Source organism: Providencia rettgeri (assembly GCF_013702265.1).
GTDB classification, from domain to species: Bacteria; Pseudomonadota; Gammaproteobacteria; order Enterobacterales; family Enterobacteriaceae; genus Providencia; species Providencia zhijiangensis.
Genome location: NZ_CP059348.1, coordinates 352,402 through 372,337 on the forward strand (window position 1 = coordinate 352,402; position 19,936 = coordinate 372,337).

Sequence of the window (19,936 nt, forward strand, 5' to 3'; positions counted from 1 at the left end):
AATGGCATTGTTAAATGTAGAAGAACTTTCCGTTCACTTTGGTGACGAAGGAACCCCGTTTCGCGCCGTTGACCGCATCAGCTACCAAGTTGAGAAAGGGCAAGTGGTGGGGATCGTCGGCGAATCAGGTTCAGGTAAATCAGTTAGCTCACTGGCGATCATGGGGTTAATTGATTACCCCGGCAAAGTGATGGCGAAATCGTTGCAATTTGATGGACGTGATTTATTGTCCATCCCTGAAAAAGAGCGTCGTCAAATTGTCGGCGCAGATGTTGCCATGATTTTCCAAGACCCGATGACCAGTTTGAACCCGTGCTTTACAGTCGGTTATCAAATTATGGAAGCGTTAAAAGTTCACCAAGGGGGCAATCGAAGCACCCGTAAACAGCGGGCAATTGATCTGCTAAACATGGTGGGAATTCCTGATCCGCAGTCGCGCCTTGACGTATATCCGCATCAGTTATCTGGTGGGATGAGCCAGCGAATTATGATTGCGATGGCGATTGCGTGTCGTCCAAAACTGTTGATTGCCGATGAGCCAACAACCGCGCTCGATGTGACTATTCAGGCGCAAATCATCGAATTATTGCTTGAGTTACAACAACAAGAAAATATGGCGCTAGTACTGATTACCCATGACTTAGCGTTAGTGTCGGAAGCCGCGCACCATATTATCGTGATGTATGCTGGGCAAGTGGTCGAGTCTGCGAAAGCGAAGGATATTTTTAAACATCCAAGACACCCATATACCCAAGCATTGCTGCGCGCACTGCCTGAGTTTGCTAGCAACAAATCGCGTTTAGCTTCTTTGCCGGGTGTTGTACCCGGTAAGTATGACCGCCCTGAAGGGTGCTTGCTCAACCCGCGTTGCCCGTATGCAACGGATCGTTGTCGCCAAGAAGAGCCTGCGTTACAAACCATTGGTGACCGTCAGGTGAAATGTCACATGCCACTGGATGATATGGGGAGACCAACGCTATGAGTGAGCAACAAGCCAAAGGAATGCCGCTCTTAAAAGCGGTGGATTTAAAAAAATATTATTCTGTGAAAGGCGGAGTTTTCTCGAAGGAGAAAACACTCAAAGCGCTTGATGGTGTCTCTTTTGAATTAGAAAAAGGGAAAACACTGGCAGTGGTTGGGGAGTCAGGTTGTGGGAAATCCACACTTGGGCGCCTGTTAACGATGATTGAGCAGCCATCTGCCGGTGAGCTGTATTATCGTGACCAAAACTTGCTAATTGCTGATAAAGCAGCAGAGAAACTTCGTCGTCAAAAAATCCAAATTGTCTTTCAAAATCCGTATGGTTCGTTGAACCCACGTAAAAAAGTCGGGCAAATTTTGGAAGAGCCTTTATTGATTAACACCTCGCTGTCGAAAGAGCAGCGCAAAGAAAAAGTGTTATCAATGATGGCAAAAGTGGGTTTGAAAACCGAGCACTATAGTCGTTATCCACACATGTTTTCCGGTGGGCAACGGCAACGTATCGCTATCGCTCGTGGGTTGATGTTAGACCCTGATGTGGTGGTGGCGGATGAGCCAGTATCGGCGTTGGATGTGTCCGTGCGTGCTCAAGTATTGAACCTGATGATGGATTTACAGCAAGAGTTGGGGCTTTCCTATGTGTTCATTTCCCACGATTTATCGGTAGTAGAGCATATCGCGGATGAAGTGATGGTGATGTATTTGGGGCGTTGTGTGGAAAAGGGGACTAAAGAGCAGATTTTTAACAATCCTCAGCACCCATACACTCAAGCGCTACTTTCTGCGACGCCACGCTTGAACCCTGACCAACGCCGTGAACGCATTAAATTAACGGGAGAATTACCGAGCCCAATGAATCCACCTCCAGGGTGTGCGTTTGCAGCACGTTGTCGACGCGCTTTTGGTCCATGTACGCAATCTCAGCCTGCATTGAAAAACTACCGTGAGCAGTTAGTCGCTTGTTTTGCCGTTGATGAAGACGAAAAGCAGGCAATAGTCGCAAATTAATCACGTTAGACGGCAGAAAAGCAGACTTTCTGCCGTTTCTTCATGCTGTATTTACTCACTTTAGCGGTTAATTTGGAGCTTATCCTAAATTAAGTGATCTTTCTTTTTTAAAGCTGCACCTTTATACGGAAAATCAAGTATACTGTTTGTCCGATTTTTTCTTTAAAAAGCAGCTTGATTAGGAAGGTTGTGGGAAATGAACACTCGTGTCCAACGTTCACTCACGTTTAAGAGCATGGTCGTATTCTTTGTGATTACGTTGCTTTTTCTTGCACTTTTTTTGTCCATTCAATTTACTTACCTCTTAGAACAGCGCAAACAAGATTATTTAAATCAACTGAGCAATGCCGTAGTTCAAGTCCAGAAACCATTGACGGATTCACTACTTAGCTCCGATTTAAACGAAGCCAAAAGGTTACTTGTGAGCCTGAAAACCTCGGGGATTATGGGAAAAGCCATTGTGACGGTGGATAATGCGACGGTAATGAATTTAAGCTTTGCCACGCCGAAACCGATCCCTGAATGGTCTTTACCGCTGATTGGTATTCCGGTGGAGATGACTGTCCCATTGTATGCCTATGGCACGATGGCGCCACAAGCGAAACCTCAAGGTTATTTGACGTTACAAGTGGATTCTAACCGGGTTTATCGTTTTGCACTCAACACATTTGCGTTGTTAACGACAACGTATTTGCTGCTAGCGCTGATTATCTCTATTGCAATGACGTGGTGTGTGAGCCGCATGATTGTACGCCCACTGCGTAAAATGGCGGGGGAGTTGCAAGCAAATCAACACGTCGACCATTTGGAAGTTTCTCAATATCATCAAGATGATGAGATAGGGTTATTGGCGAAAGGTTATAATCGTCAAATAAAACAACAAAATTCAGATTAAGCCATGAACATGTTATAAGGTTTGTGGTCTAATATCATTACACATACCTATCATATTGTTAGCAGCAAGATTCGGGCGACTTACTCACTATCTGTCGTATCCAAAATGCGAAATATCAGCAGATAAATGGTGATGTTTGACATGCATTTTAGTGATCAACTTAGCGACTTAGCGTATTGAGCGCCGCCCAATTATCTCAATAACATGCAACGATGTTTTTTTCGGGTATAGTGATAATCAAATTTTTGATGAAGCCAAACTATATCGCTTAACCGAGTCAATTAGCGTTTTTCGTTAATTTTTCTGTTGCTGTTTACGGTTAAATACAAGGATATAAAGAACATAGGGGTCTACATGCAGGGTTTGAAAGTGCGATATATCATCGGCGTGGTACTTTTATCAGTCACTGGTTTTGCTAGTGCTGAACCTTTACAACCCGATCCAGCATGGCAGCAAGGAAAGCTCGAGAATGGCTTTAATTGGCAGTTATTACAAACACCACAGCGTCCAAATGATCGAATCCAACTTCGGTTAGCCATTAAAACAGGTTCGTTATCTGAAAAAGCCAGTGAAAAAGGGTACAGTTATCTGATCCCTAGAATGGCGCTATTCCATCAATCTGAAGCTTTCCCTGCAGCTACATTACAAAATTTTTGGCGTCAGGCAACCGACCCTGATATGCCGCTACCTCCAGCCGTGGTTTCTTACGACTACACAATTTATAGTTTAAGCCTGCCTAACAACCGCCCTGATTTGGTGAAACAAGCATTAAGTTGGTTGGCAACGTCTGTCGCTGGGGCGCAGTATACTGAGAATTCATTGCAGAGTGGCTTAACAGTTCCTAATATTCCAGTGGCTACCTTGCCTGTAAATGCCAATGACCCTGTTTGGCGTGCCCGTCTCAATGGGTCGGCGATGCTAGGTTATGATCCAGGGCAGAAGCCAAACGGTAAAGTCGATTTAGCCAGTGTGAATTCGTTCTATCAAAAATGGTATACACCCGATGTTATGACGTTATACGTCGCGGGACATGTGGATTCTCGCATGCTATCTGACAGTATCACTCAAGCGTTTTCATCATTAGAAGGCAAGCGCTCTGAGCCTGTTTCGGTTGCCGTTTTATCGTCAGTTAAGCCTCAGGCAATTGATATTCTTCAAGATAAATCAACGCAAGATACGCTTTCTCTAATTTGGGATATCGATTGGTTACCCATTAAGGATTCCAACGTATTGCTGCGTTATTGGGGAAGCGACCTCGCTCGTGAAGCCATTTACCGCTCATTGCAGAAAACCTTTAAACAAAAGTTTGCTGAAGATGGTGTGACCCCAGGCTTAGATTGTCGTGTTCAGTATCAAAAAGCGAGTTGCACATTAGCCATTTCTGCACCACCAGAAAAAATGGCCGCAGTAGCAGATGTGGCGCTGAACGAACTGGCGACAATCAAACAAAATGGTATTGACCCAGAGCTGTTCAACGACATGATGAAAGAGAAGCAAGTTCAATTATCACAACTGTTTGCGGCATATGCACGTACCAGTACCGATGTGTTAATTAGCCAGCGTTTGATTTCACAACAAAATGGTGTTGTGGATATCGCTCCTGAGCAGTATCAATTACTCAGACAAGCGTTCTTAGGGACTCAAAATCTTGAACAAGTGAACATGGAAGCACGTCGTTTACTGTCTCAAGAAGCAGCGATTGTCTTAGCGCAACCGAAAGAAAAACAGACCATGGATGCGGAGCAAATTCGCCAGAAATTCACGCAAGTGTTATGGCCTAAATTACCTGTGGTTGTGGAGCCGGCACCTGAATCTCCAGCAGTCGCAGAGCCTCAAGAGGGCGAGCCTGCACCAGCGTTACCGATTCCAGCACCATTGACTCGTTAGTGGTTAACTGAATAAAAATAGCCCTCAATAATGAGGGCTATTTTTTTGTGTTGATGGCGCTTTATTTAGACGTTAACAATGCTTCAATCGCGTTAATCAGTACGTTCCGTGAATCTCGATTATCCACAAAACCCGCAGCGCTGGTTTGAGTTGCCGGTGAGTAGTACGCAACGGAACCCCAAAAGCCTAAATGGGAATAGAGTGTCATGCCGTTGACCTCGCTGACCATGATCCCTTGCCGATAGCCTTGCGCCCCTTCATGGGAACCTGCACTTAACATAGTGTCTAAAGTTTCCGACTTGGCAAAAATCTTACCGCTAAATAGCGCTTCAAAGAACTGCGCCATTTGTTTCGAGGACATCACTAAGCCACCACCGCCATACACATCCATTGAAGGATCCATGTCGGAGCAATCGAGTTTTCCAAGGTACTGTTTTGCACGAGGTTCCGTTGTGGCAGGGAATTCAAACGTTTCCCAGTAAGCGCTCTGCAAGCCAATTTCATTAAATTTCAAAAGTTCTCGGACAGCTTCTCCCAATGCTTGCCCCGTCATTCGCTCAATAATATTCCCAAGCAGAATATAGCCCGTGTCAGAATAGATAAAAGCTTCAGAAGGACGGAAAAAGGGGTGATCTTGCTGAACATATAGTTCAATTTGCTCTGAACGTGTCCATTGATAATCAGGACGTTTTAAGATGTCTTTGAGGTATTCTTCGTTGGCATGATCCAATAGCCCGCTACTGTGGTTGAGTAGGTGGCGGATGGTAATCGCCTCGGTGTCATATTTTGGTGAGAGTAATTGATTGTATTTTGTTGAAATATAATGAGAAATATCGTCATCCACAAACAGTTTTCCCATTTCAGCCAAGCGTAAAATCGCTGCGGCGGTAAAGGGTTTGGTGTTACTCGCAATGCGCAAAGGCGTATCGACAGTTAATGGTTTCCCCGCAAGATCGCTACCTCGCGCGCAGAATGTTCCAATGCAGTTTTGTGGCTGATTATGGTAATAAACGACGACACCACAAGATAGATTTTCCAATTGAGAGATTAGCATTGTCGGCTTCCTTAGGTGCAGGCTTACTGTATCTTCGGCTGTTTGTCGCTATAACATACACGCTTAAAATGCGTTTAGTTTGCTAATTTTATGGTAGTCATGAGAAGTGCGGTCGATATCACATTCCGAAAAACAGTTAGGTTCATTGGGGAAATATTGGGATAGAATGATAAAGATACATATTATATGCAATTTATTAACATGCCATTCATCTATCGCGTGAGCATAAAAAGGTAAGGAAAGTATGAGCCATTCCAATGTATTACTGCATCGCCTAAACCTACGTTATCCTATTATTCAAGCACCTATGGCGGTGGTTTCAACACCTGCATTGGTAGCCGCTGTTTGTGAGGCGGGTGGATTGGGCTCCTTAGCACTGGGTGCGAGCTCGGTAGATCAAGCAAGGTCAATGATTGCCGCCACTCAAGCACTGACGGACAAGCCGTTTAATGTGAATGTGTTTTGCCATACGACACCACAACGCAATAACCAGAATGAACAGGCTTGGTTGGCACATTTACAGCCTAAATTTCAGCAATTTAACCATCAAGCTCCGGAGCAATTGGATGAAATTTATCTCTCATTTTTAGATAACCCAGCCATGTTGGAGCTTTTCTTAGAAATGAAACCCGCAGTCGTGAGTTTCCACTTCAATGTGCCGTCTCGTGAAGTTATCAATGCCTTGAAAAAAGAAGGTATTTTTACGATGGCGACGGCGACAAACTTACATGAAGCCCAATTAATTGAGCAAGCAGGCATTGATGCAATTGTGGCGCAAGGAATAGAAGCGGGTGGTCACCGTGGCATGTTTGATGTGCAACTAAAAGATGAAGAACTGACGACAAATCAGCTGGTTGCGCTACTTGCTAAACACACCCAATTACCGATTATTGCGACAGGGGGGATCATGGACGGTGCGGATATCAAGCAAGCCCTTGCTCATGGTGCCTCTGCCGCACAATTAGGAACCGCCTTTCTGTTATGCCCAGAATCTGCGGCAAATGAAGGATATCGTCGTAAGCTGAAAAGCCAAACGATGGACAATACTTATTTAACTGCCGCTATCTCAGGGCGGCCTGCTCGAGGTATTTTCAATCAATTTATGCAGGCAGGGCAGGAATATGATGTGAATAAATTGCCAGATTACCCGATTGCTTACGATGTGGGTAAGCAGCTGAATGCCGCGGCTACTCACTCAGGCAGTGATGAATTTGCAGCTCATTGGGCGGGACAAAATGTGGCAAAAGTCCGTGAAATGAGTGCAAAAGATTTGATGGCGACGTTAGTGAAAGAGATGGAATAAGCAAATAAATGGAATAAATGAGATAGGGGAATGATAAATCCGTCATTCCCCTATGATTGAGATTAAGAAGTGAGAACGTCTTGTGCGCCACCTTTCGGCTCATCCGTGGCAATCCACGCGGCGCAAAAGAGTGTGAGTCGGGCAAAGAAATAGAAAAATGCCATTAACCCCAATACTGAACCGAAAGCTGCCCCCGATGGTGAAGAGGCTAAGGTTGGTAAAATCCATGTCATGATAGATTTGATGATTTCAAACCCAATAGCAGCGAGTAAGGTGCCTTTCAGTAGTGAGCGGCGACGGTGCTGCATACGTGGTAAAATCCAGAAAATCCACAAAAATAATAAGAAGTTAGCGGTAATGGAAATCGCTAAACCAATCAATGTCCAAACTGGTCTTAGCCACTCGATGCTGTCTAAGCCAAGTGTACTGACAATGGTCGCTTGCGCAGAGCCTGCTACGGAGGTCAGTGTAATGGTGACAATCAACGCAATTAGTAAGCCAATTAGTGCGAAAAAGTCCCGAATATAGCGGAAAATGATATTTTCTTGCTCCGATTCATTCCGTTCCCAAATGGTACGAGATTGCGCCAAAATCGCTAAGCGCAAGTTATTCACCCAGTTAACGCCAGAATAGACCGCTAACGCTAAACCCGTTAACCCCACAGTAGTACGTTGGCGGATGGCAGTATCAATGGTCTGTTCAAGGGTATTGGCAAGTGTGGGATCAGTAATGTTGGCAGAAATGCCACGAATGAGCTTTTCAAGTAATTCAGGATTGCTGGCTAACACGAAACCTGCCGCAGCGAAGCTAAACATCAGTACGGGGATTAGAGATAAAAACGAGAAATAGGTAATTGCGGCACCAAACTGGTTACCCATTCTATCGGTAAAACGTTGAGCCGTGCGGATTAAATGCGCAATAAATGGAATTGCACAAACAAAATCAACCACCCTCATTGAGAACGTTAGGGCTTTTTTACTGCCATCTAGGCTTTTGTTTAGAGTGGATTTTAATTTGTTGGTCTCTTTTTGTTGCTCATCTTGCATGCCTGACATGCGTTCCCCTTTTCACTGCTTAATCAAAATATGCTTATAATTCACCATTCTATATTCTTTTATACTATAGCCTAAATTTGTTGATAATTTCACCCTATGCCTTTATTTATCCAAAATTAGGCATAGGGTGAGATAAAGAATAAAAATTAACTATTTGATTAAACTTGAATTTTTATTAAAGGGTGTCTTTGTAGATGTCTGAAAGGTCTTGGGCTTCTTGAAGCTCTGCCTTTGCTTCGGCAACTTTACGCTTATGTTTAGCGATTTTTTCAGGGTCACCTTTTTGAATAGATTCCTGCAATTCAGCTTCGCGCTCAGCAACTTTTTTCTGTTTTTCGGCAATTTTCTCCTGACTATCGCGATACAGCGAATCAGAGGTACAGTAGCGGTTAACGTTCTCGAGTGCGCGCTCTAAGCCATTTACGCGGTAGGTACTACCGTGTGCTTTGGCATATTTGAGCTGAGTTTCAATTTTCTGCTTTTTGATTTCACACCCTTGGGATGAATTACCTGCTGTTGCAGGATTATTCACTAAAAATACAGCCAATATGGAAGATATTATAAATACTCGTTTCATTGGTTTTCCCTATTATGGTTTTTAATTTTGCTTAGGATAACTTTTTGGTAAGGAAAGGTCATGTGCAATTTTGTCATGTTTTGTCACTATGACAATCCCATCAAATTTTAGCTATAATGGCGCGAAAGAAATTATTCGGTCTATTTTTCATTCAACAGACCTTCTGTACAGATTCTATTAACAGCATTCACAAATGTGGCTGCTGAATTCCTCAGGAAATAAACGCGACATGTTAAGTTATCGTCATAGCTTTCACGCAGGCAACCATGCGGATGTTCTCAAACATACGGTGCAAAGTCTGATCATTGAATCTCTTAAAGAAAAAGAGAAACCATTTCTGTATCTGGATACCCATTCTGGCGCGGGTCGTTATCAATTAACCAGCGAACATTCAGAAAAAACAGGGGAGTATCTCGAAGGGATTGCACGAGTTTGGGAGCAACCGGACTTACCTGAGGAACTACTGCCTTATATGCAAGTTGTACGCCGTTTAAATGAAAACGGTCGCTTACGTTATTACCCAGGCTCGCCACTATTAGCGAAACATTTACTTCGTGAGCACGATAAACTGATTTTAACCGAGTTACATCCAAGTGATTATCCATTATTGCGTACTGAGTTTTCTCGCGATGAGCGTGCACAAGTTGCCCGCGAAGATGGTTATCAGCAGTTAAAATCGAAATTACCTCCGCAAAGCCGCCGTGGTTTTATGCTGATGGATCCACCTTATGAGATGAAATCAGACTACGAAGCGGTCGTAAAAGGCGTTGTCGAAGGCTATAAGCGTTTCGCAACAGGCACTTATGCGATTTGGTATCCGGTAGTTCTGCGCCAGCAAATCAAACGCATGGTGAACCAGCTCGAAGCAACGGGTATCCGTAAAATTCTGCAAATTGAATTAGCGGTGCGCCCTGATAGCGACCAACGCGGCATGACTGCATCCGGTATGATTGTCATTAACCCGCCTTGGAAACTTGAGCAGCAGATGAAAAATGTCCTGCCATGGTTACATAAAACACTGGTGCCAGAAGGCACTGGGCATACATTAGTTGAGTGGATTGTACCTGAGTAACAATAGACTCTGGCTATTGCAGTAACAGGCAATAGCTATCTTAAATGTTTATGTTTACATAGCATAATAAGAGAATATTAACGTATTCGTAATTCAACAAATGGGAACAACCAAGTTATGAGCAAACATTACGACTATATTGCAATTGGCGGCGGTAGCGGCGGTATTGCGTCAATGAACCGTGCGGCAATGTACGGACAAAAGTGTGCCCTGATTGAAGCTAAAGAGTTAGGCGGCACTTGTGTTAACGTCGGTTGTGTACCGAAAAAAGTGATGTGGCATGCAGCGCAAATTTCTGAAGCAATTCGTGCTTATGGTCCAGATTATGGTTTCGATACTACTATCAATGATTTCAACTGGAAGAAATTAATTGAGAGCCGTACTGCTTATATCGACCGAATCCACCAATCTTACGATCGCGTACTTGGCAATAATAAAGTCGATGTGATCAAAGGTTTTGCTCGTTTTGTTGATGCACATACTGTTGAAGTGAATGGCGAGATTTACACCGCGGATCATATTCTGATCGCAACGGGTGGTCGTCCGGTGATCCCTGCGATCCCTGGCGCAGAATATGGCATGACCTCTGACGGTTTCTTTGAGCTGGAAGCTCTGCCTAAACGTGTTGCTGTCGTCGGTGCAGGCTATATAGCTGTTGAACTGGCGGGTGTTTTAAATGGTTTAGGTAGCGAAGCGCACCTGTTTGTGCGTAAACATGCTCCACTGCGTGCGTTTGACCCGCTTATCGTTGAAACGTTAGTGGAAGTGATGAACACAGAAGGCCCAACGCTGCACACAGAATCTATTCCGAAAGAAGTGGTTAAAAATGCAGACGGTTCACTGACACTGAAATTAGAAAATGGTCACGAGCAAACTGTCGATGCGCTGATTTGGGCAATCGGTCGTGAGCCAATGACGGATAACCTGAATATTGAAGCGGCAGGCGTTGAGCTAAACGCGAAAGGCTATATTAAAGTCGATAAATATCAGAATACTAATGTTGCTGGCGTGTACGCGGTTGGCGATAACACCGGTGCGGTAGAGTTAACGCCAGTAGCGGTTGCTGCGGGTCGCCGTCTGTCTGAGCGTTTATTTAATAACAAGCCTGACGAGCATTTAGATTACACCAACGTACCAACGGTGGTATTCAGCCATCCACCAATTGGCACAGTAGGTTTAACCGAGCCAGAAGCCATTGAAAAATATGGTGCTGATGCAGTGAAATGCTACAAATCTTCATTTACTGCGATGTATACCGCGGTGACTTCTCATCGCCAACCATGCCGTATGAAGCTGGTGTGTGTGGGTAAAGAAGAGAAAATTGTCGGCATCCACGGTATCGGTTTTGGTATGGATGAAATGCTGCAAGGCTTCGCGGTCGCTCTCAAAATGGGCGCAACTAAGAAAGATTTCGACAACACTGTTGCAATCCACCCGACGGCTGCCGAAGAGTTTGTGACAATGCGTTAAGCATCGTTTAACTCTCTTTAGCGAGATATTAAAAAGGCGCAGGTTAATTCTGCGCCTTTTTGTATTTCACGGTGATGATAGTACGTACTACATCGCTAACAGCGCGGCAATCTCTGGATGTGTTGCTAGGCTATCCATATAGGTTTGCATCGGCGGTGTTGCGGTATACCCGCAATACTTGATTAAAAACATCACAAAGCAGCCGACATAGACATCCACTGCGGTTAATGTTTCACCGCAAATATAGGGCTTGGCACTGGCAAGGCAGACATCTAGTGTTGCTAAAGTGCGTTCAACGCTACCAAAACCTGACGATTTTTGCTGCTCTTCTGTTAATTCCACACCTAAATCAAGGACGGTAAACGCAGATTCAATCGGACCTGCGGTGAATAAAAACCAGCGGTAATAAGCACCACGCTCAGGGCTATTGAGCGCAGGGGCAAAGCCCTTTTCAATAAATTTATCGGCTAAATAAAGACAAATCGCCGCACATTCCGTGACAACCACATCACCATCAACTAAAGCTGGTACTTTTGCCATCGGATTAATGGCAAGGTATTCCTTGGTGTGCATCTCTGCACCATAAGCTAATTCAATGCGCTTATAGGGAACGTCCATCATTTTTAATAGTAAATCAACGGTATTGCCGCGGGACATTGCATTGGTAAATAGAACTAGCTCGCTCATAGTGGTTTTTCCTTAAATGAAGTAGAGCACTGACTATAAGCGAAGGCGGTGTCAGAAATTGTCAGGAGTGACGCACAAGACTTCTTGCTGCCAGCGGGTGAGTAAATAACCTTTCGGGTAGGGAAGCGTGTCGCTTAACACGGTGTAAGATTGCATTCTATCTAAGCGAAAATGGCGATAACTTTGACGCAGCTCGCACCAAGCTGCTAACACTTGGGTGTCTTTCATATAGCCCACTGCAATCGGCCAAATAATCCGTTCACTGGATTGCCCTTTAATATCCACATACGCTATTTTGGCTTTGCGCTCTTCCCGTAAACTCAAGCGCAAATTTTTAGCCACATGCTCGTCAACTTCATTAAGTTGAGTCGTCGGGGCAAATAACGTATTACTGTTTAGGATGATCTGCGCCTCTTTACCCACCACGGCATTGATTTTATTTAGCGTGCGTAGAGCTGAATTTTTGAGTTCTTCATCGGCATTACTTTGTACCCAGCGTAAACCCAATATCAGTGCTTCCAGTTCGTTTTCATCGAACATTAATGGTGGCAATAATAATCCGCTTTTTAACTGATAACCAATGCCCGCTTCCCCGGTAATTTCAGCCCCTTGGTCGCGTAGCGATTCAATATCCCGATAAATGGAACGAACACTCACCTCTAACTGACAGGCGAGGGCGTCAGCGGTGACCGGATAGCGATTCTCTTTCAGGATCTGAATCAGCGTGAGTAAGCGTTGGGTGCGAGTCATTCGGCTCTCAGTTAGGATGTTATGCAAAGAATTGCCATCATACTAAAGAAAGCCATCCTTGAATTCCAATCGTGTTTATCATTCTGAATAAAACCTTCACTTCACCTTCATCTAACTGTCATCTTCCAGCCGTAGCCTGCCATGGCAACTTGAACGCGCGTGCAAAAACGACTCAACCGAAAATTCATACAAAAAACAAGAGACATCCACTAGGAGAAGCAAATGATTAAGCGCACATTATTGGCATCCGCTCTGATAGCCTCAACACTTGGCGCTAGCGCCTCAGAATTAATTATTGCCGGACGAGATAGCAGTTACGGTGATGCGATGCAGTTTGTGGTCGATGAATATAAAAAAAATAATCCCAAGGCAGACATCACCTTAGTTAAGCGTCCGAGTAAAGGGTTGTATGAAAGTGTCGTGCTCTCCATGCGCGAAAAAACCGGTAACTATGATGTGATCTTAATGGATGACACGTGGGCACCTGAATTCCTTGCTAACAAGTGGCTATCCCCACTTCCTGATTCACTCCAAGATAAAGACTTTATTCAGTCCACCGTAGATATCGGCCGTCAAGATGGCAAAGGTGCGAGCTATGCATTGCCAATGGTAGGCAACGTGGCGATGTTTGCGTGGAATAAAGACCTGTTCGACCAGTACAAGCTTCAACAACCGAAAACATGGACGGATGTGTTGAACTCAGCGAAAACCATTAGCCAAGATGGCAAAGCCAATGGCGTGGTGTATCGCGGAGTAAAAGGCAACCCGATCGTGACGGGATTTTTGCCAATTTTGTGGGGATATGGTGGCGATGTTGTCGATAGTAACGGAAAACCAACCTTGAATACCCCACAAGCCAAACAAGCGTTAGAAACCTTCTTAGCCATGAAGCAATATGCACCGAAAGGGGTGGATGTGTTTAACGCGGATGAAGTACGTGATGCATTACAAAAAGGTACCGCAGCGATGGCAATCGAAGTGTGGCCAGCTTGGGTGCCTGATCTTGATAACGCCAAAGTCTCGAATGTGGTCGGCAAAATGGAAATGATGGCGCCACCAGCAGAAACCGGACAGCCAGCACCGATGCTGGGTATTTGGCAGTTGGCGATTCCGGCAGATGCGAAAAACAAAGTGGAAGCGGAACAATTCCTTGCATTTGCGAGCAGCGCCGAAATGCAAAAAGCGTTAGCACTAAACTTCGGTACGCCGCCGACGCGCCATAGCGTCTATGCAGACCCGCAAGTTGTTAGTCAATACCGTTGGTATCCACAACAAGCTGCTGCATTAGAAGCCGGTAAAGCGCGCCCACGCATTCAAAATTGGGCCGAAGTGGAAAGTATTCTTGGGGACTTTTTACAAATGGCAATGATGGGGCAAATGACCGCGGATCAAGCTTTGGAACAAGCGCAAAAACGCATTGAACGTAGTACCAAAAAATAGCACCCAAAAATAGTGATGTTTTCATGGCGCTAGTTTCTAGCGCCTTTATGGAATGCTGAGTATGTTATTTGAAAACCGTAAACAGTTGTTTTGGTTACTCCTCCCAGCGCTGATTATGCTGGGGTTATTGACGCTGTATCCCATCGTATCTGTGCTGTATCACGCATTTGGGCAAGTGGATTATATCGATGACAGCTACCACTTTATTGGCTGGTCGAATTTCTCTGAATTGTTCGATGACTTTTTCTTTTTGGCTGCTATTAAAAATACCTTCGTGTTTACCCTCGTGGCATCCATCGCCCAAGTTCTTTTAGGGCTGTGGCTAGCACTGCTGTTTAACCGTCAATTTGCTGGGCGTAAATTTGCATTGCCCATCATTATCTACCCGATGATGCTTTCCACACTGGTGTGTTCCTCGATTTGGCGCTCTTGGTATAACTACGATTTTGGGTTCTTAAATAGCCTGCTGGTGGCGGTGGGTTTACCCGCCCAAGAGTGGCTATTTAATCCGGATTTAGCCTTATATTCCATCGCGTTAGTGGATACATGGCAATGGACGCCAATGGCATTTCTGATCATCTTGGCGGGCTTGCAGTCCATTCCTAAAGATATTGGCGAAGCGGCCATGGTGGATGGCGCTAAAGGCTGGAAATCCTTTGTCTACATCACGCTTCCGCTGATCAAAAAGCAACTGATGCTGGCGTTTTTATTGCGCTCTATCGACACCTTTAAGTTATTCGACAAAGTGTATGTGATGACGGGGGGCGGCCCCGGAAATTCCACCGAGACATTATCCATGTTTGTCTATAAATACGGTTTCCGCTTCTTCGACTTAGGTATGGCGAGTGCGGCGGCGTTAGTGATGTTGGCGATTTCCTTGCTGATGACATTGATTTATGCCCGCAACGTAATGAAAGGACGCTGATCATGAAAGCCAAAATACATACATTGTTGGTTTGGTTGGCGGTGTTGATCATGACGCTGCCGATTATTTGGATGTTCGGCACGGCGTTTAAATCCCCGTCTGAAATTATGCAATCGGGGGCGCAATTACTGCCAAGCCAATTGAGCTTATCCGCATTTGAAAAGCTATTTGAAGGGGATTTACTGCGCTTAGTCGGCAACACGGTTTTAGTCTCGGTGGGGGCAACCGCGGTTTCGGTGGTGCTAGCGTTCTTTTGTGCTTACGCCTTAGTGCGTTATCGCTTCCCCGCTAAGCTCGATAACGTGTTTTTGCTCGGTGTATTGATTATCAAAATGATGCCGCCGATTGTGATTGCCATCCCGCTCTATTCTTTGATGAACCAAGTCGGGTTACTGAATACGCGCATTGGGCTGATTTTGTCTTATCAGGTGTATACCTTGCCATTTTGTATCTGGATGCTGCTCGGTTTTATTCGCGATATTCCATTAGAAATTGAAGAGGCCGGGGCGATGGATGGGGCGAACTTACTGCGCCGTTTAGCCTATATCGTATTTCCGCTTTGTGCGCCGGGGTTAGTCGCGACGGCGATTTTCTCCATGATCCTCGGCTGGAATGAGTTTTTATTCTCGCTGTTATTTATTCATACACCCGACAAATTCACCATCCCATTATTTATCTCTAATTTTATGACTGAAGACGGTACCGCGTGGGGAGAAATGATGGCGATAGGGATTGTTTCTTCATTGCCGATGCTGGCACTGGCGGGCTATATGCAGCGCTATTTATTACGTGGCTTCTCGATGGGATTGAAATAATAGGCACTTATCATGAAAAAACTAGAACTGATTAATATTGGTAAAAGCTACGCAGGGCATTGCGTGATCCCACAAGTGGATTTAACTATCGACAATGGCGAATTTGTGGTGTTTGTCGGGCCTTCTGGCTGCGGGAAATCCACATTGTTACGCATGATTGCAGGGCTTGAATCCATCACCGACGGGGAGCTGAAACTCAATGGCCAACCTCTAAATGATGTGCATCCCTCACTGCGACAAGTGGCAATGGTATTCCAATCCTACGCCCTGTATCCCCACATGAGCGTGGAAAAAAATATGGGATTTCCGCTGAAGATGGCGGGAATGAGTGCGCGAGAAATTACCCAAAAAGTACGGGAAACCGCAGAGAATCTACAATTAACCCATTTGCTTGACAGACTACCATCGGCGTTATCTGGTGGGCAGCGTCAACGAGTGGCAATTGGACGCGCGATTGTGCGTGACCCAGAGTTATTTCTGTTTGATGAACCACTGTCTAACCTTGATGCCAAGTTGCGTGGTGAAATGCGCATTTACTTGAAGCAACTTCACCAAAACCTGAAAGCCACCATGATTTATGTGACTCACGATCAAGTTGAAGCGATGACCTTGGCTGACCGCATTGTGGTATTAAATCAAGGATGTATTGAGCAAGTTGGCACGCCTGAAACGCTATACCAGAAGCCTGCCAATAAATTTGTGGCATCGTTTATTGGGTCACCGGTGATGAATTTTCTCGCAACGAAAATGTTTGATTCAGTCAATATTCCGCTACCTGCAGAGGCAGAGTGTGTGGGCGTTCGCCCTAATCAAGTGGTGGTGGATAACCAAAACCCAGATGCCTTTATGCCAATCACCGTGGTGGAACCTCTTGGGCATTCTCGGCTTTACTATGGCCTATTACAAGATAAGGGTTCATTACAAGGGCAGCATTTTGTGGTGGAGAGTGACCAGATTTATGGTGTGGGGGACAGGTTGCCCATAAGCTTAGCGCGTTCGACGCTGCATTTTTTTGATGGGCAGGAACAACGGATTGAGATGGCTAACACAAGGACAAACCATGCAGCCTAGCTTTCAAATTACGGTAGTGGGAACGGGGGATGCTTATGATAGTGAGCGCATCAATGCCAGCATTCTTGTGGAAGAATCAGATTATCAATTGCTGGTGGATTGTGGCCCAACGGTACCTCAAGCGCTGTTTGGACAAATGCATGTGGAAGAATTGGATGCAATCTATTTGACCCATACCCATCCGGATCACTGTCTGGGATTAACCTCGTTACTTAACTGGATGGATTCGTACCGACGAAAGCGTCCACTAACTATCATTGCTCAGCGGGAACAATGGACACTATTAGCGCCGCTTCTTGCCTTCGCGCATTGGCCGAAAGCGCAATTAGGTTTCGAAATCATCCGACAAAATAGTGAAGAAATTCAATTTATTGGTGATTGGAAAGTGGCAACGGCGTTAACGCAACATTCGGTCAGTAACCGTAGTTTGCACCTGACGGCGAATTCGGGGCACAGTCTGTTTTATTCAGGGGATGGCGAGATTTCATCTCAAGGGGAACAACTGGCACTGCAAAGTGATTGGGTGTTTTTGGAATGTGAAACCCTCGATATTCATCCGAGTCATGGCTCTTGGGCATCGCTACACCAGCGGCTGCAAAAGTTATCTCCAAAATCGAATAGCCAATGGCGGCTTTATCATATTGAACCGCGTTACCGAGATAGCCTGCGTGAACATATTGACGAATATCCGTTTCTTCAGTTGGCTCAGCAGGGGGAATGTTTATCATGATGCAAAATCGCAAAGTGACGGCATCGGATGTGGCGGAAGTGGCAGGTGTTTCTCGTTCGTCGGTATCCCGGGCATTTACTGAAGGCGCGAGTATCCACCCGAAAAAGCAGCAAAAGATTTTAGATGCGGCGAAGCAACTGGGCTATCAACCTAATTTTTTTGCTCGAACACTGAGTACGCCTAATCAGAAAAAACGTTCAAATATCGTGGCGATTCTTGTCAGTGATTTATCGAACCCGTATGAATCCTATTTGTTTGAAGCCTTATCCAGCGCATTACAAGGACACGGAAAACAGCCGATGCTGTTGAATGTGAAACAGGCGGACGACCTTGATGCGGCGATTTTGCAATTATCGGGGTATCAAATTGATGGGGTGGTCGCTGTGGTGGGGTCACTGCCAGCGGAGCATTTTCATCAATGTTTAAAGCTCTCTTTACCGCTAATTACATTGGGGCGCAGTGATGCAGCGGGATTGATCCCTTCAGTACAAACAGATAACCAATTAGCCGGAGAAATGGCGGCAAAATATCTATTAAGTTTAGGCTTAACACGGTTGGGATTTCTGGCAGGGCGTGGAGATGGGCAAGCCTCAAATGAGCGTTATCAAGGCTTTAAACGCTATTTAATGGCAGCGGGCTGTCCCGAGCCAGTGTGCCTATCCGCGGGGAGTTATCGTTATCAAGCGGGCTTTGAGGCGGCTTTGCAGCATCAGCAGCAACTTCAATCGCTGGATGGCTTATTTTGTGCCGCGGATTCTTTGGCGTTGGGGGTAATGGATTGTTGCCGGCAAGCGCTGAATATTGCGGTTCCTGCGCAACTCAGACTCGTGGGGTGTGATGATATTCCGATGGCGGGGTGGGAAGGGTATCAGCTCACCACATTGGCGCAGCCTGTGAATCGCATTGCCCAGCAAGTGATTACCTTGCTCGAAGGTATTTGGGCGCAGTCAGAGAATCAACCGAATCTTATTAAGCTTGAACCTGAGCTGATTGTGCGCAAAAGCGCATAAAAAATGCCTCGAAGGAGGCATTTAGAGAGGCAATTTACTGGCTTTTTTGCCACCAGGAAACAATATAGTCCGCCACCTGTTCAGGATTATTGATATCCAATTGCGGGACGTCAGTATCGATAATTTCGTCGCTGGCAACCGCCACGACATACTCGTCGATTAAGCCGTTTAGTGGTTTACCTACATCGGATCGAAATAGCGCGATTTTATCGATAGGCTCACTCTTGAATCCTTCCACTACGATCAGATCTAGCGAAGCAGGATCAAAGCGGCTAGCCAGATAGCTCAGATCCATTTCATTGCATTCAGGGGTTTCGGTCATTAATGCCCAGCGCTGATTGCTGGCGACTAACGTTTGGTCTGCACCTGCTTTGCGTAATTCATAACTGTCTTTGCCCGGCGTATCAATTTCCATATCGTGATGCGTGTGCTTGATTAAGCCCACACGAACATGACGCTGTCTCAGTAAAGGGATAACTTTCTTGAGTAAAGTTGTTTTCCCGGTGCCACTGTAGGCGGTGATCCCGAGTAGAGGTAACGTGTTCTGGTTCATGATTTTTTTTGTTGTAACTCCCAGTTACGGCTATCTTCCGGCGTATTTAAGTTAGCAAATGTGCCGGTTTCAGAGGTAAATATGACGCCTTTTGCATCGATCTCACGCATAAATAGCATCAATTTGCGATCTCCTCTTGCGAGGTAATCATCCAACGGTTTCTGCAGAGACCGATGGAGTAGGGTAAATGTCGGGTGTTCTCGTTCGTTATCACAGGCATAGCAGGCAAGGTGCTTGCCTTTTTCGCGAAACATTTTTTCGGCTAAATCAGTTGGGAATTCGGGAACATCACAAGGGACAAATAGCAGCCAATCGGTGGTGACTTGATGAAGTGCAGCTTGCATCCCTGCTAAGGGGCCCGAAAAATCTGCGGTTAAATCCGTGAAAACGGGCAGCTGGCTTTGCGCATATTCTGCGTGGTGGCGATTAGCATTGATCATCAATTGACCGACTTGCGGCTGCAAACGCTCAATAATATAACGGTATAGCGGCTTACCCAATAAAGGAATTAAACCCTTATCTTGCCCTCCCATACGAGTGCCTTTGCCCCCTGCGAGGATCACGCCTGTAATCGACTGACGAAATGACATGTTCAATATCTCTGAAAATCTTAGCGAAAATGTTTTAACGAACTTAAGTAGTTTTTTGAGTAT

Annotated in this window: 20 protein-coding genes; 13 read left to right on the forward strand and 7 right to left on the reverse strand. The window is 45.3% G+C overall.

Annotated elements, in window-relative coordinates; all coding sequences use genetic code 11:
* The first annotated feature begins 1 nt into the window (after position 1).
* The 4 genes from dppD to H0913_RS01625 all read left to right on the forward strand — a co-directional run bounded on the left by dppD (position 2) and on the right by H0913_RS01625 (position 4,771).
* Positions 2-982: a dipeptide ABC transporter ATP-binding protein gene (dppD, locus tag H0913_RS01610; protein WP_036948618.1), complete on the forward strand. Its 981-nt coding sequence runs from the start codon at positions 2-4 to the stop codon at positions 980-982.
* Positions 979-1,989 (forward strand): dipeptide ABC transporter ATP-binding subunit DppF, encoded by a 1,011-nt coding sequence (dppF, locus tag H0913_RS01615; protein ID WP_154602296.1) that lies wholly within the window; start codon positions 979-981, stop codon positions 1,987-1,989. The genes dppD and dppF overlap by 4 nt, the downstream gene beginning before the upstream one ends.
* 196 nt (positions 1,990-2,185) lie before the next feature.
* Positions 2,186-2,884: a HAMP domain-containing protein gene (locus H0913_RS01620; protein ID WP_154602297.1), complete on the forward strand. Its 699-nt coding sequence runs from the start codon at positions 2,186-2,188 to the stop codon at positions 2,882-2,884.
* Between the two features lie 354 nt (positions 2,885-3,238).
* The gene (locus H0913_RS01625) at positions 3,239-4,771 is read left to right on the forward strand and encodes a M16 family metallopeptidase (RefSeq protein ID WP_154602298.1); all 1,533 of its coding nucleotides are present in this window, start codon (positions 3,239-3,241) and stop codon (positions 4,769-4,771) included.
* A 61-nt stretch (positions 4,772-4,832) separates the two neighbouring features.
* Here the strand turns inward: H0913_RS01625 and H0913_RS01630 are convergent, their stop codons facing one another.
* Entirely contained in the window at positions 4,833-5,825 is a 993-nt protein-coding gene (locus H0913_RS01630) for a serine hydrolase domain-containing protein (RefSeq protein WP_181477871.1), read from the reverse strand.
* A 244-nt stretch (positions 5,826-6,069) separates the two neighbouring features.
* On the opposite strand from H0913_RS01630, the gene H0913_RS01635 reads away from it, so the two are divergent.
* On the forward strand, positions 6,070-7,128 hold the full coding sequence (locus H0913_RS01635) for an NAD(P)H-dependent flavin oxidoreductase (RefSeq protein WP_154602300.1): 1,059 nt from the start codon (positions 6,070-6,072) through the stop codon (positions 7,126-7,128).
* Between the two features lie 62 nt (positions 7,129-7,190).
* Here the strand turns inward: H0913_RS01635 and yhjD are convergent, their stop codons facing one another.
* Together yhjD and H0913_RS01645 are read right to left on the reverse strand one after the other, a co-directional pair.
* Complete coding sequence (yhjD, locus tag H0913_RS01640) at positions 7,191-8,183, reverse strand: inner membrane protein YhjD (RefSeq protein WP_181477872.1); 993 nt, start codon at positions 8,181-8,183, stop codon at positions 7,191-7,193.
* Between the two features lie 175 nt (positions 8,184-8,358).
* Positions 8,359-8,760, reverse strand: a complete 402-nt coding sequence (locus H0913_RS01645) for a DUF1090 domain-containing protein (protein WP_181477873.1) — start codon at positions 8,758-8,760, stop codon at positions 8,359-8,361.
* Between the two features lie 229 nt (positions 8,761-8,989).
* Here H0913_RS01645 and H0913_RS01650 point away from each other — a divergent pair, with 229 nt between their 5' ends.
* Positions 8,990-9,832 carry a 23S rRNA (adenine(2030)-N(6))-methyltransferase RlmJ gene (locus H0913_RS01650; protein ID WP_036948638.1) on the forward strand — a complete coding sequence of 281 codons (843 nt, stop codon included), beginning with the start codon at positions 8,990-8,992 and terminating at the stop codon, positions 9,830-9,832.
* A gap of 117 nt (positions 9,833-9,949) precedes the next feature.
* Positions 9,950-11,302, forward strand: coding sequence for a glutathione-disulfide reductase (gene gorA / locus H0913_RS01655; RefSeq protein WP_154638604.1), 1,353 nt, complete (start codon positions 9,950-9,952; stop codon positions 11,300-11,302).
* Between the two features lie 87 nt (positions 11,303-11,389).
* Here the strand turns inward: gorA and H0913_RS01660 are convergent, their stop codons facing one another.
* Both H0913_RS01660 and H0913_RS01665 read right to left on the reverse strand, forming a co-directional pair.
* Positions 11,390-11,989 (reverse strand): glutathione S-transferase family protein, encoded by a 600-nt coding sequence (locus H0913_RS01660; protein ID WP_132496934.1) that lies wholly within the window; start codon positions 11,987-11,989, stop codon positions 11,390-11,392.
* Between the two features lie 51 nt (positions 11,990-12,040).
* Positions 12,041-12,739 carry a helix-turn-helix transcriptional regulator gene (locus H0913_RS01665; RefSeq protein ID WP_154602306.1) on the reverse strand — a complete coding sequence of 233 codons (699 nt, stop codon included), beginning with the start codon at positions 12,737-12,739 and terminating at the stop codon, positions 12,041-12,043.
* Positions 12,740-12,961: 222 nt separating this feature from the next.
* On the opposite strand from H0913_RS01665, the gene H0913_RS01670 reads away from it, so the two are divergent.
* The 6 genes from H0913_RS01670 to H0913_RS01695 all read left to right on the forward strand — a co-directional run bounded on the left by H0913_RS01670 (position 12,962) and on the right by H0913_RS01695 (position 18,730).
* Positions 12,962-14,179 (forward strand): ABC transporter substrate-binding protein, encoded by a 1,218-nt coding sequence (locus H0913_RS01670; RefSeq protein WP_181477874.1) that lies wholly within the window; start codon positions 12,962-12,964, stop codon positions 14,177-14,179.
* A 61-nt stretch (positions 14,180-14,240) separates the two neighbouring features.
* Positions 14,241-15,104: a carbohydrate ABC transporter permease gene (locus H0913_RS01675; protein ID WP_036948646.1), complete on the forward strand. Its 864-nt coding sequence runs from the start codon at positions 14,241-14,243 to the stop codon at positions 15,102-15,104.
* A gap of 2 nt (positions 15,105-15,106) precedes the next feature.
* Positions 15,107-15,919 carry a carbohydrate ABC transporter permease gene (locus H0913_RS01680; protein ID WP_181477875.1) on the forward strand — a complete coding sequence of 271 codons (813 nt, stop codon included), beginning with the start codon at positions 15,107-15,109 and terminating at the stop codon, positions 15,917-15,919.
* A gap of 12 nt (positions 15,920-15,931) precedes the next feature.
* The gene (locus H0913_RS01685) at positions 15,932-16,990 is read left to right on the forward strand and encodes an ABC transporter ATP-binding protein (RefSeq protein WP_181477876.1); all 1,059 of its coding nucleotides are present in this window, start codon (positions 15,932-15,934) and stop codon (positions 16,988-16,990) included.
* Positions 16,980-17,720 carry a ribonuclease Z gene (locus H0913_RS01690; RefSeq protein ID WP_181477877.1) on the forward strand — a complete coding sequence of 247 codons (741 nt, stop codon included), beginning with the start codon at positions 16,980-16,982 and terminating at the stop codon, positions 17,718-17,720. The genes H0913_RS01685 and H0913_RS01690 overlap by 11 nt, the downstream gene beginning before the upstream one ends.
* Entirely contained in the window at positions 17,717-18,730 is a 1,014-nt protein-coding gene (locus H0913_RS01695; protein WP_181477878.1) for a LacI family DNA-binding transcriptional regulator, read from the forward strand. Before H0913_RS01690 ends, H0913_RS01695 begins: the two co-directional genes overlap by 4 nt.
* Before the next feature lie 34 nt (positions 18,731-18,764).
* Here the strand turns inward: H0913_RS01695 and mobB are convergent, their stop codons facing one another.
* Both mobB and mobA read right to left on the reverse strand, forming a co-directional pair.
* Positions 18,765-19,283, reverse strand: a complete 519-nt coding sequence (gene mobB, locus H0913_RS01700) for a molybdopterin-guanine dinucleotide biosynthesis protein MobB (protein WP_181477879.1) — start codon at positions 19,281-19,283, stop codon at positions 18,765-18,767.
* Positions 19,280-19,873 carry a molybdenum cofactor guanylyltransferase MobA gene (gene mobA / locus H0913_RS01705; RefSeq protein WP_154626502.1) on the reverse strand — a complete coding sequence of 198 codons (594 nt, stop codon included), beginning with the start codon at positions 19,871-19,873 and terminating at the stop codon, positions 19,280-19,282. The genes mobB and mobA overlap by 4 nt, the downstream gene beginning before the upstream one ends.
* Positions 19,874-19,936 lie beyond the last annotated feature (63 nt).